The sequence below is a fragment of the Actinoplanes ianthinogenes genome (assembly GCF_018324205.1).
Lineage (GTDB): Bacteria > Actinomycetota > Actinomycetes > Mycobacteriales > Micromonosporaceae > Actinoplanes > Actinoplanes ianthinogenes.
The window spans coordinates 7,481,470-7,493,686 of sequence record NZ_AP023356.1 but is presented as its reverse complement, the minus strand read 5'-3'; the positions used below and the strand labels follow the sequence as shown (position 1 = coordinate 7,493,686).

Sequence of the window (12,217 nt, the reverse complement as noted above, 5' to 3'; positions counted from 1 at the left end):
CGATTGAGCGAGCACAGCGACGGCGCACAGCCCGGACCCCGGCGCTGGTGGCCGATCGCGCTGGGTGCGGTGGTCGTCCTGCTGGTCGGCGTGGGCCTCGGCAACGCCATCCGCTCCGGTGACGACCCGGCGGCTCAGCCGACCGCTCCGCCGCCGGCGGCGCCCGGCTCGGCGGCACCGTCCACCACCGTGGAGCACTTCGCCGTGACCGCGGGCGAGGGCGGCTCCAGCCTGGCCGCCGACGGCAAGACGCAGATGGGCTACGAGCACACGTGTGCGGGCGCCGTCGCCGCGGCCACCAATTACATCTCCTCCGCGACCCGCCTGGAGTGGGTGAAGTCGTACGGCGACAAACTGCTGGACCAGATCTCCGATGCCGACTCCCAGCGCATCGAGTACTACCGCAAGGGCATGCGTACCGCCCTCGAGCTGAAACTGATCATGGAGTCGCATCCGGAGTGGGGCGGCTTCCGGCTGGTCTCCTGCGACTCGTACACCGCGACCGTCAACGTCTGGGAGTGCGAGGTCATGCGCGGCAACGGCCAGGCGCAAGGCTCGTGCGACACGAACGCGACCGTGGTGGCCTGGGTCAACGGCGACTGGAAGCTACGCCGTTACGAGTGGACGGACGAACCCCCGATTCCCGCGTCCCAGGACCTGGTCGGCGGTGACACGCCCCTGGACGCCGCCCAGCGCCGGCAGGCACTTCAGGCCGCCGGACCCGACTGGCAGGAGTATGCGAATGCGCCGCAATGACTTCCCCCGCCGGTGGGTCCTGGTGGTGATGGCCGCCCTGATCCTGCTGGCCGGCACCGCCGCCCCGGCGCTGGCCGCGGACCCGACGCCCGAGCAGAAGGCGCAAGCCGCACAGAAGGCCGCCACACAACTGTGCGAGGACGGCATCCTCGGCACCATCCTCATCACCGACAGCCTGCGGAAACAGTGCGCGGCGAAGGTCGCTTCCGTCATGGTCGACCACGGCCGGGAGATGACCACGAAACTGATCTGTACCACCGTCACCGGCTCGCTGGAGCCGCTGGAAACGCTGTGCGAGAGGCTCGGCGCGCCGCTCGTGGACAAGGCGATCGGCTTCTTCGAGGACGCGCTCAAGGCCATCGGCGCGGTCGTCGACCTGGTCAAGTTCGTCGCCGACCCGACCAGCGCCCTGGACAACTTCGTCAACACCCTCAAGGCCAGCGCGACCGACCTCGTCGAGAAGGTGCTGAAGGAGCTGAACCACGCCACCCAGTTCGACGCCGGCGCGGGCTGGTGGTTGCGCCACTACGCGGCCTCCTCGGCGCTCGGCCTGCTGGTCATGGCGGTCATGATGCTGATCACCTCGGTGCAGACGGCACGGAATCAGCTGTCCGGCGACGAGATGCACGACACGGTCTTCAAGCATCTGCCGACCGGCATCGTGCTGATGATCTTCGGGCCGGCGCTGGGCGCGGTCGCCAGCAAGTTCACCACGGCGCTGACCGATGGCATCGTCGGCTTCATCGCCCCCGACATGGCCGCCTTCCTGACCAAACTGGCCATCTTCGGCCAGCTCACCGTCGCCGTGCCGGGCGGCGTCATCATCGGCATCGTCATCTACCTGATGCTGTTCCTCGGCGCCCTGGCCCTGCTCACCGGACTGCTCCTGCAGAACCTCACGCTCTATTTCGCCGGGCTGGCGTGCGGCATCGCGTTCGGCATGTGGGTCAATCCGAAGTGGCGCAAGAAGGCCGCCAAGATCCCGTTCACCTGGCTGGGTGTGCTGCTCGCCAAGCCACTGCTGTTCCTGCTGCTGGGCGCGGCGTTCGGACTGGCCAACTTCGCCACCTCGACCACCGCGATCCTCGATCCCGGGCTGAAGAGCGTCACCACCGCGCTGATGGCGGCCCTCGCCCTGCTGGTCGCCGGGCTGGCGCCGTTCACCCTGCTCAAGTACGCCCCGGTGCTCCCCGACGGCTCCGACTCCACCGGGAGCACCGGCGGCGGCGTGGTCGGCGGCGCGATCACCGGCACCGCGTCCTCGGTCTCCCAGCAGATCGCCATGCGCCGCGCCACGTCGAACAGCGACGCGGCCAAGGGTCAGGAGGCCGCCGTCGGGGACGGCCCGTCGGCCGGCGACGGCAACAGCCCCACCAGCCCGGACCCCGCCAAGGCCGGCCGATCGTCGTCACCGGGCACCGGTGGCGCCGACCCGACGGCCGCGACCGGATCCACCACCGGCACCGGGTCCGGGACCGCGGGCGCGACCGGTTCGGGGACGGCCGGGACCGGCGCCACCACCGGCGCCGGGGCGGGCGCGGGGGCAGGCGCGGGCGCGGGCGGCGCCGGAGCGGCGGGCACGGCCGCCGGCGGCGCGGCCGCGGCGGGCGCCGGCGCGGCCACCGGCGGCATCGCGCTCGGGGTCATCGCCGCGGCCGAGATCGGCCGCGCGGCAGTGGAGAAGGCGAAATCGACGGCGGAGAACGCCGCACCGGACATTCCGGCCAAGGACGGGGACTGACGATGCCACGTACTGCCCTGCTCGGCGGTGAGTTGCGCGGCCGTGGCCTGCTGGGCGGCAAACGCACCCGCCTGGAGAACATCGGTCTGCTGATCGGGCTCTTCCTCGGCGCGCTGATGCTGCTCGGCGGCACCATCTCCGCCATACTCACCGGCTTCGCCATCTTCGGCTGCGCGGTCGTGCTGTTCTGGCGGTTCGGCCGGCGCAGCGTCGCCGCCCTGCTGGTGCGCGAACTGCGGTGGCTCAACCGGCGCCGCCGGCTGCTGTCCTGGTTCGCGCCGATCGGCGCCGAAGCCACGGTACGCACCACCCGGCGCAAGGGCGGCGAACGGCGCCGCCCGGTCCCGCCCCGCGCCGTCCCGGACGGCGTCGGGCAGGTCCGGGTGCTCACCTACGAGGCCGGCGCCGGCCCGCTCGCCGTCATCCACCACACCAACGCCAACACCCCCGACTACCTGTCCGCGGTGATGGAGGTCGACGGCCTCTCCGGCGGCCTGCGCGAGGAGTGGGAGTACGACCAGGCCGCCGCCCGCTTCGGCAAGCTCTGCGCCGCCCTGGCCAAGGACTCCAGCCTGGTCCGCGGGCTGCAACTGTTCAACCGGGTGGTCCCGCTCGACTCCGCCGAACACGAGCGCTGGATCGCCCGGAAGGTCCCGGCCGGCGTCCCGGAGGTCCTGAAGAGCTCCTACGCGCAGCTCATCCGGATGACCGCCTCGGTCAGCGAACAGCACCGCAACTTCATCGTGGTCCGGATCCCGCTGGGCAAACGCTTCTTCGCCACCAGCGCCATGTACGGCAAGGGCGACGACGCGTGGTGCCGCGTGGTCTACAACGAGATGGCCCGGGTCGCCGTCCTCGCCCGCAACGCCGGGCTGCGCAACCCGCGCGGGCTCGGCGAACGCCGCCTCGCCGCGCTGCTGCGCGCCGTGCAGGACCCCGACTTCCTCATCGACGACCACGGCGACGTCGACCTGGCGACCTGCTGGCAGGCGAGCCGGGCCACCCGGGACGCGGTGATCTACAACGACAAGTGGCACACCCGCGTGGCGCACATCCCCGCCGACGCGATCACCCCGGAGCCGGTGCACATGCGGTGGCTGGCGCCGCTGCTGACCGACGTGACGCCGGCCGTCATCCGTACCGTAACGGTGTTGATGGATTTCGTGCCGGTCCGGCGGGCCCGGCCGCAGGCGGTCTCCGACGTCGCGCAGGACCGCAGCTCGGCACGGACCGCCGCGGACGAGGGCCTGGTGTCCGACGGCTCCCGTGAGTTGCAGATGACCGCGTCCCAGCAGCGCCTGCACGACCTGCGGCCGGGCAGCGGGCACCACGGCGTCAACTACGCGCTGTTCGTGTCGGTCAGCGCGCCGGGCCGTGAGCTGCTGCGGGAGGCCTGCGAGCGGGTGGAGGAGAAGGCCAGCGAGTGCGGCATCGCCTACCTCGACTGGTACGACACGGAGCACGACACGGCGGCGGTCGCCACCTGGCCGCTGTGGCGTGGGATGGAGGTGGCCTGATGGCGTGGCCGTTCTCCGGCCGGCGCAAGCCGGCGCGGACCCCCAAGACCGGCTGGGTGCCCGGCCCCCTGACACCCCCGGCCGCCGGCGGCACCGACCGCCACGGAGCAAAGGTCACCGGCTCACCCCCGGCCGCCGAGGGCACCGGCCGCAGCGGCACGAAGCCGGCCGGCCCGCCGCCGGCCACAAAGGCCAAAAAGGCCAAGGAGGCCAAGGAGGCCAGGGCGCAGGCCGCCCCACGCCCGGCCGGCGCGGTGCGCCGCAACCGGTGGCTGGACGGGCAGGGCTTCTACGAGCCCCGGGTCCGTGGCATCAAGTCCACGACCCGGCAGGCCGAGGCGCTGAACATCGCCGTCGCCGCGCCGCCGACCTCGCCGCGCGGCCTGATCATCGGCCAGGACGCGGAGACCGGTCAGAGCGTCACCCACGACCCGTTCGAGGCCTACTTCGACGGCGTCATCACCAGCCCGAACGTCATCGTCATCGGCGACGTCGGCAAGGGCAAGGCGCTGGACGTCGGTACGCCGGTCGCGACGCCCGGCGGGTGGAGCACGATGGGCGAGCTGACGCCGGGAGATCACGTCTTCGACGAGCACGGACGCCCGACTCCGGTGATCGCGGTCTCCGCGGTGATGCACGACCGGCCCTGCTACGAGGTGGTGTTCTCCGACGGCTCATCGGTGATCGCCGACGCCGACCATCTGTGGGTGACCGAGACCCTCGCCGACCGGACCCGAGCCGCGAAAGAGCGGCACCGCCCACCGCAGCGGGTCCGGCGCGGCACCACCGAGCAGCCGGCTGCGGTGGCCGTGCTCGAAGCCCGGCCGGAGGGTCACCGGCGTGCGGGCGGCGCGGAGCGGCGGCCTGTGACGACGCGGCAGATCGCGGCGACGCTGCGGTCCGGCGGCCGGCTCAACCATGCCGTCGCCACGGCCGGGCCGTTACAGATGCCGGAGGGGAACCTGCCGGTGCCGCCGTACGTCCTCGGGGCGTCACTGGCCGGCGGACTGCGCGAGCTCGGGGTGTTCGGTGACAAGCACATCCCGGTCGCCTACCTGCGTGCCGGTCTGACGCAGCGCCGCGCGTTGCTGGCCGGGCTGCTCGACACCGACGGGACGATCAGCCCGGGCGGCCGGGCGCGGATCACGCTGACGCACCCGCGGCTCGCCCGGGACGTGTGGGAGCTGGCTCTGTCGCTCGGTTTCCCGGCGACGATGCGCGAGCGACGCGCCAAGCTTGCGGGGCGTGACCGTGGGGCGAAGTGGATGGTGACGTTCACCGCCGGAGCAGAAGTCCTCCGGCCTAACCACAAGAAGCACCACCTGCGAGCCCGGACCGGCTACCGCTACATCACCGAGGTACGTCCGGTGCCCAGCATCCCGGTCCGCTGCATCCAGGTCGCCGCTGAAAGCGGCATGTTCCTGGCCGGCCGGGAGCTGATCCCGACACACAACTCCTCGCTGCTCAAGACGTGGGCGGTGTTGCGGCAGCTGTTGCTCGGGCGGCGGGTCGTGGTCATCGACAAGAAGCTGGACGGCAAGACCAAGGAGGGTGAGTACGCCCCGACCGCCCGCCAGTTCGGGGTCGAGCCGATCAAGTTCACCCTGGACGGCACCGGCAGCCGGATCAACGTCCTGGATCCGGCGATCTCGGCGCGGGAGGCGGTCGGCGAGGCGTCGCCGGCCGGGCAGTCGATGCTGCTGCGCGCGGTGCTCGCCGAGGCGCTGGAGCGGCCGTTGACCCCGAAGGAGGGCAAGGCGCTGCGGGTGGCTCACCGGACCGCTCTGCGGCGGGCCGGGGAGCAGGGCCGGGCGGCGGTGATCGGGGACATCGTCGCCGCGCTGTTGCAGCCCGACGCCGACGCGGCGCGGGAGGCTCGGGTCGACGTGGCGCGGCTGCTGGAGTGGGGTTACGACGCCGCGTTCGAGCTGGAGCGGATGATCGAGGAGGACCTGGCCGGGCTGGTCGACGCGCCGACGAGCGCGAACGTCAACCTCGACGCCGGGCTGACCGTCTTCGACGTCTCCGCGCTGCCGGAGACCGGGCCGGCGCTGCCGATCGTGATGAGCATCATCAACACCTGGCTGATGAACGTGCTGGCCAACCAGGACGAGCCGGTGCAGACGATCTTCGTGGTGGAGGAGGGCTGGCACCTGATCGAGGGCAGCTTCGCCAAGGTCGCCCGGCGCAACTGGAAGCTCGCTCGTGGTCTCGGCTTGTGCAACGTGGTGGCGGTGCACCACATCTCCGACGTGCCGGCGGATTCGCCGGCGATCGCGATGGTCAAGGAGGCGGAGACGGTGTTCATCTACGGGCAGGCGAAGGAGGACGACGCCCGCGAGTGTGTGCGCCTGTTCAACCTGCCGTCGACGGCGATGGGCATCCTGCTGGAACTGCCGAAGGGCACGCCGCTGGTCAAGATCGGTTCCGCGGATCCGATCATCGTGTCGCATCTGCGCTCCGACCTGGAGGTGGAGTTGACCAACACGGATGCCGCGATGACCGGGACCGGGGTGATCGTCCGGGACGAGGAGGCGGACCTCAGCGGTGTGGAGGTCGGCGCGTGAGCGGCGGCCGGGCGCCGGGCGGCAGGTCGAACGACACGCTGCTGAACCTGGTGCTGATCCTGTTCGGCGCGCTGATCGCGGTCGCGGCGGTGTTCCACTTCGCGGTGCGGGGCGCTGCGGCGCTGACCGGTCACCACCCGGCGATCCGGTTCGCCGACTCGATCCGGGCGGTGCGGACGTCGCCGGTCGATCCGCTGGCCGGCTATCCGGAGGCGGTGCGGGGCGAGTTGCCGCCGGCGCCGCTGGTGTGGCTGCTCGTCCTGATCCTGGTCGGTGTGCCGGCCGGCCTGCTGCTCTGGTGGCAGCTGCGCCGGGCGGGCGGCCGGCAGCCGGACGGGCTGGCCACCCCGGCCCAGTTGCGCGCGACGCTGCTGAAGGGTGCCGCGATCCGCAAGGCGCGGCAGGTGCGGCCGTCGCTGGCCCAGGCGAAGAACCCCGATCCGGCGTCCTGGGCGATGTTCCTGGCGACGCATCCGGCCGGGCCGCTCTATGCCCAGCACGAGGATTCACTCCTGCTGATCGGCCCGCCCCGGATGGGCAAGACCCTGTGGTTCGCGGTCAGCGCGATCCTCGACGCGCCGGGGGCGGTGGTCGCCACCTCGACCAAGGCGGAGCTGGTCCGGCTGACCGCGGCGATGCGGGGCACCGAGGACCGGCCGGTGCACGTCTTCGATCCGGAGGACATCGCCGGCTGGCCGGAGCAGTTGCGCTGGTCGCCGGTGGCCGGCTGCGAGGATCCGGGGGTCGCGTCGGAGCGGTCGCGGGCGTTCGTCGCCGCGGTGCCGCTGGGCGAGACGAAGAACGGTGACTTCTTCACCCAGGGCGCCGACACGGTGCTGCGGTGCCTGCTGCACGCCGCCGCGCTCGGCGGCCGGACGATGCGGGACGTGGCGGCCTGGGCGGCCGACTTCGACAACGACGAGCCGCTGGACATCCTGCACGGCGACGACCGGGCCGCTCCCGGCTGGCACGGTGCGTTGCGCACCTTCGTGCGGGGCGCCCCGGAGACGGTGTCGAGCACCAAGATGACGCTGGGCCTGGTGCTCAAGCCGCTGGCGTCGCCCCGGGTGATGGCCGCGGTGACGCCGGGGCCGGACGAGGGTCTCGACGTCGAGCGGTTCCTGGCCGAGCGGGGCACGCTGTACCTGCTCAGTGAGGGTGACGACGGCTCGACGGCGCCGTTCGTCACCGCGCTCGCCGACCACATCGTCAAGGTCGCGAAGCGGATGTCGCAGCGCCGGCCGCAGGGCCGGCTCGACCCGCCGTTGCGCCTGGTCCTGGACGAGGCCGCGAACGTCGCGCCGCTGCCGAGCCTGGCCGGGCTGATGAGTGACTCGGGCGGCCGCGGCGTGACCGTGATGGTGCTGATCCAGTCGCCGGATCAGGGTCGTGACCGGTGGGGCGAGAAGGGCTACGGTGCGCTGTGGGCGGCGGCGACGGTCAAGCTGGTGCTCGGTGGCCTGGCCGACGCCAACGATCTGGAGCAGTTGTCGAAGCTGTGCGGCGAGCGGCGGGTACGCCGGACCTCGACCACGCACGCGGCCGACCAGCCGGGGTCGGTCACCGAGAGCGAGGAGCGGGAGCGGGTGCTGCCACCGGAGAAGATCCTCACCCTGCCGGTCGGTGAGGCGCTGCTGTTCTATCGCAACATGAGCCCGGCGCTGGTCCGGCTGCGGCCGTGGTGGCGGCGTAAGGATGCCGCCGCGATCCGCGCGGCGCAGCAGCCGGAGAGGACGGCCTGATGAGCGACATCGGCGGGATCGCCGAGGAGGTCGCCCTGCTGCGCCTGGACGTGGACGACCTGACCGCCGCGGTCGAGCAGTTGAGCGCCGCGCCCGGGAGCAGGCGCTGGTCGTGGCGCGACGCGGACGCGGAGACGGCGGCGCACCTGTGGGCGGAGCTGATCGACTGGGTCGACTGGCTGGTGCCGCGGTACGACCTGACCGGCACGGCGGCCACGATCCCGCCGTGCTGGTTCCGGCATCCGATCGCCGTGGAGGAGCTGACCGCCCTGATGGCGTCGTGGCATGCCGCGTATCGCGACGGTCCGGCGGAGCCGCGGGACGATCTGGTCGCCTGGCACGACCGGTGGCTGTGGCCGACGGTCGACCGGTTGCAGGCGCGGGCGGGCTGGCGTGGCTGCGTCGACAACCGGGTGCATCAGGACCGGCCGGCGCGCGCCTGGGCGCCCGATCCACAGGTGGCCGCGTTCGTCGCACAGGACGTGGACCGCCGTAAACTTGCTCACTCGGGGGATACCGAACCGAGGACTCCCCCACGATGATCCCCACCACCATCCGCGGGCTGGTGCAGACCCGCAGCCAGTTGACCGACATGCTGCGCGCCTTCCGGGTCCATGGACCCCGCGGCCTGTTCGCTTTCGGTCGTCACCACCGCGCCGAGGCGGTCATCCTGCCGTGGCCGCTGTTCGAGCGGCTGACCGACGCCGCGCAGGCCCTGGAGGACGCCGCCCACGTCGTCGAGCTGGACCGCCGGCGCCGCAATCCCCGCGGCACCGGGAAGGTCACCCTGGGGATGCTGGCCGAACTGCTCGGCGTGACCCCGCCGGCGCGAACCGTCGCGCCGCCGGCCAGGGGCCGGCAGATCACCGCCTGGCCGGCCGCGCTCGACGATCTCCTGCGGATCCGTGAGGAGCAGCCGCCCGCCGTCTGCGCGGTCATCGCCGAGGCTCTGGTGGCGATCGCCGCCGGCCGGCAGACCGGGGCCGCTCTGGTTTCGGCGCCCGGCCAGCCGGTGCTCGGCGACCACCGGCGGGTCGTCGTGCCGCTCGGTGCCGCCGGCGGCGCTGTCATCGTCGTCTTCAGTCCGGCCGGGGGCACCCTCGACCTGCTCGCGGTCCTCCCGGCGGGACCGTTGGTGAGCGCTCTGCAGGACCTGGAGAGCCTTTAGGAGTCGAGCAGCAACACGTACAGGTGGCGGGGGCCGTGCACCCCCTCCACCCGGTTCAGCTCGATGTCGCTGGTCGCCGACGGCCCGCTGATCCAGGTCAGCGGGCGTGCCGGGTCGAGGCGGGCGACGGCCTCCGGCACCGAGGCCACCACCTGGTCCGGCCGCAGCACGACGACGTGCACGTCCGGCAGCAGCGTGATGATCCGCCGCCCTTGGTCCGGCGACGCGTCCAGCACGATGGTCCCGGTCTCGGCGACGGCGACCGCCGCGCCGGTCAGGACCGCGTCGGCCGCGGCGATGCGGTCCGGCGTCAGACCGTCGTCGACCAGGACGCCCTCCGGGCGCCACGACAGGGGCAACCCTTCCGGTACGACCACGGTCCCGCCCACGATCTCCGCGACCACCGCCGCAACCTCGCCCACGGCGACCCGCCGCACCGATGCCTTGTAGTCCACGAGCCGGTCCACCAGCACGTCGAGATCGGCGGCCGGGAACGAGCGCCGGTACTCCCGCGGCACCGGTCCCGGGGCGGGCGCGTCCCGCAACGCCGCCCGGACCCGGCTCAGGATCAGATCTTTCGCGCTCATCGCGACGCCCACCAGTCCCGGAAGGTCTGCTCGGGTATCTCCGGGAGGTCCCGGGCCTCGTTCCAGCCGAGGGGAAGCCCAAGCCCCCGCCGCCCGGCGATCCGCGCGAGTTTCGCGGCGCGCTGCGCCCGGGCGTACAGCTTCGGCCGCTCCATCGTGTACGCCGCCGCCCGCATGGCCGCCCTCTCGCTGCGCGGATGCGGCGCCTGGTTACGCAGGTGCACCAGCATCGACGGGATGTCGATCTTCACCGGGCAGGCGTCGAAGCAGGCGCCGCAGAGCGAGGACGCGAACGGCAGCGAGGCGTTGTCCTCGACGCCGGTCAGCTGCGGCGACAGCACCGCGCCGATCGGTCCCGGATACACCGACCCGTACGCGTGCCCGCCGGTCCGCTCGTAGACCGGGCACACGTTGAGGCAGGCCGAGCACCGGATGCAGTGCAGCGCCGTCCGTCCCCGCGGATCGGCCAGGACCGCGCTGCGCCCGTTGTCGAGCAGCACCAGGTGGAAGTCCTGCGGCCCGTCGCCCGGCGTCACCCCGGTCCACATGGTCGTGTAGGGGTTCATCCGCTCCCCGGTCGACGCCCGCGGCAGCAGTTGCAGGAAGACCTCCAGGTCCTGCCAGGTGGGCACGACCTTCTCGATGCCCATCACGGTGATCAGGGTGTCCGGCAGGGTCAGGCACATCCGCCCGTTGCCCTCCGACTCGACCACGGCCAGGGTGCCGGTCTCGGCGACGCCGAAATTCGCCCCGCTGATCGCCACCTTCGTCGACAGGAACGTCTCGCGCAGGTATTTCCGGGCGGCCGCCGCGAGCACCGGCGGGTCGTCGGTCAGCGCCGGGTCCACCCCGGGCATCGCCTTGAGGAAGATCTCCCGGATCTCGGAGCGGTTCCGGTGGATGGCCGGCACCAGGATGTGGCTCGGCTTGTCCTGGCCGAGCTGCACGATCAGCTCGGCCAGATCGGTCTCCACCGGCTGGATCCCGGCCGCCTCCAGGGCCTCGTTGAGCGCGATCTCCTGGGTGGCCATCGACTTGACCTTGATGACCCGCTCGCTGCCGGTGGCCCGGACCAGCTCGGTGACGATCCGGTTCGCCTCGTTCGCGTCGGCCGCCCAGTGCACCACCCCGCCGCGCTCGACGACGCGCGCCTCCAGCTCCTCCAGCAGGTCCGGGAGTCGCGACAGCACGTCGGCCTTGATCGCCGAACCGGCCGAGCGCAGCTCCTGCCAGTCCGGCAGTTCCGCGATCACCCGGCCGGACTTGCCACGGATCGTGGTGGTCGCGTGCCGCAGGTTGTTCCGCAGCTGCTCGTCGGCCAGTGCCCTGTGCGCGGCGGCCGGGAACGGCTCGTCGCCGCGCAGGTGCCCGACGCCGCGCGGGGCGGTCGCCGGCATGCCCAGGAAAGTGCTCATGTCGAGGCCAGAATCTCGGCCAGGTGCACGGTTCTCACACCGGCGTCCCTTCGTGACAGGCCACCACCGAGGTGCATCAGGCAGGAGGCGTCCCCGGCCGTGCAGACCGATGCGCCGGTCGACACGATGGCGGTCATCTTGTCGGCGAGCATCGCCGCCGACGTCTCCGCGTTCTTGACCGAGAAGGTGCCACCGAAGCCGCAGCACTGCTCGGCGGCCGGCAGCTCGACCAGCTCCAGCCCGCGCACCCGGCGCAGCAGCCGCAGCGGTTTGTCGCCGACCCGGATCATCCGCAGGCTGTGGCAGGTCGGGTGGTAGGTCACCCGGTGCGGGTAGCGGGCGCCGACGTCCTCCACCTGGAGCACGTCGATCAGCAGCTCGGACAGCTCGTAGGTGCGCCTGCCGACGTCCTCGGCCCGCGCCGCCAGGCCGGCCTCCCCCGCGTCGGCGGCGACCATGGCGTGCTGATGTCGGATCGACCCGACACACGATCCGGACGGCGCGACGATCACGTCGAACGGGTCGAAGGTCGACACATACCGTTTCACCAGCGGCACCGCGTCCCTCTGAAAGCCCGTGTTGACGTGCATCTGCCCGCAGCAGGTCTGGTCGAAGGGGAAGACCACCTCGTGCCCGAGCCGCTCCAACAGCCGGACGGTGGCCTTGGCGGCCTCCGGGAAGAGCGTGTCGGCGAGGCAGGTCGCGAACAGCGCGATCCGCACGG

Annotated in this window: 10 protein-coding genes; 7 read left to right on the top strand and 3 right to left on the bottom strand. The window is 72.3% G+C overall.

The features are described from left to right. Window positions 1-3: 3 nt before the first annotated feature. From Aiant_RS33890 to Aiant_RS33860, 7 genes are read left to right on the top strand one after another with little or no spacing between them, the layout of a single operon-like run. Window positions 4-756 (top strand): DUF8175 domain-containg protein, encoded by a 753-nt coding sequence (locus tag Aiant_RS33890; protein ID WP_189333015.1) that lies wholly within the window; start codon window positions 4-6, stop codon window positions 754-756. After that, window positions 743-2,497 (top strand): hypothetical protein, encoded by a 1,755-nt coding sequence (locus Aiant_RS33885; RefSeq protein WP_189333014.1) that lies wholly within the window; start codon window positions 743-745, stop codon window positions 2,495-2,497. The genes Aiant_RS33890 and Aiant_RS33885 overlap by 14 nt, the downstream gene beginning before the upstream one ends. 2 nt (window positions 2,498-2,499) lie before the next feature. Continuing rightward, on the top strand, window positions 2,500-4,014 hold the full coding sequence (locus tag Aiant_RS33880; RefSeq protein WP_189333013.1) for an SCO6880 family protein: 1,515 nt from the start codon (window positions 2,500-2,502) through the stop codon (window positions 4,012-4,014). Then, a complete protein-coding gene (locus Aiant_RS33875; RefSeq protein ID WP_189333012.1) occupies window positions 4,014-6,581 on the top strand; it encodes an LAGLIDADG family homing endonuclease in 2,568 nt (855 codons plus the stop codon). Before Aiant_RS33880 ends, Aiant_RS33875 begins: the two co-directional genes overlap by 1 nt. After that, window positions 6,578-8,323, top strand: coding sequence for a type IV secretory system conjugative DNA transfer family protein (locus Aiant_RS33870; RefSeq protein ID WP_189333011.1), 1,746 nt, complete (start codon window positions 6,578-6,580; stop codon window positions 8,321-8,323). The genes Aiant_RS33875 and Aiant_RS33870 overlap by 4 nt, the downstream gene beginning before the upstream one ends. Then, on the top strand, window positions 8,323-8,865 hold the full coding sequence (locus tag Aiant_RS33865; protein WP_189333010.1) for a hypothetical protein: 543 nt from the start codon (window positions 8,323-8,325) through the stop codon (window positions 8,863-8,865). The genes Aiant_RS33870 and Aiant_RS33865 overlap by 1 nt, the downstream gene beginning before the upstream one ends. Then, the gene (locus Aiant_RS33860) at window positions 8,862-9,491 is read left to right on the top strand and encodes a hypothetical protein (RefSeq protein ID WP_189333009.1); all 630 of its coding nucleotides are present in this window, start codon (window positions 8,862-8,864) and stop codon (window positions 9,489-9,491) included. The genes Aiant_RS33865 and Aiant_RS33860 overlap by 4 nt, the downstream gene beginning before the upstream one ends. Here the strand turns inward: Aiant_RS33860 and Aiant_RS33855 are convergent. The 3 genes from Aiant_RS33855 to Aiant_RS33845 are packed head-to-tail and all read right to left on the bottom strand — an operon-like array spanning window position 9,488 to window position 12,215. Then, entirely contained in the window at window positions 9,488-10,078 is a 591-nt protein-coding gene (locus Aiant_RS33855; protein ID WP_189333008.1) for a LutC/YkgG family protein, read from the bottom strand. The genes Aiant_RS33860 and Aiant_RS33855 overlap by 4 nt on opposite strands. After that, window positions 10,075-11,493, bottom strand: coding sequence for a LutB/LldF family L-lactate oxidation iron-sulfur protein (locus Aiant_RS33850; RefSeq protein WP_189333007.1), 1,419 nt, complete (start codon window positions 11,491-11,493; stop codon window positions 10,075-10,077). The genes Aiant_RS33855 and Aiant_RS33850 overlap by 4 nt, the downstream gene beginning before the upstream one ends. Next, on the bottom strand, window positions 11,490-12,215 hold the full coding sequence (locus tag Aiant_RS33845; RefSeq protein WP_189333006.1) for a (Fe-S)-binding protein: 726 nt from the start codon (window positions 12,213-12,215) through the stop codon (window positions 11,490-11,492). Before Aiant_RS33845 ends, Aiant_RS33850 begins: the two co-directional genes overlap by 4 nt. Window positions 12,216-12,217: the final 2 nt, after the last annotated feature.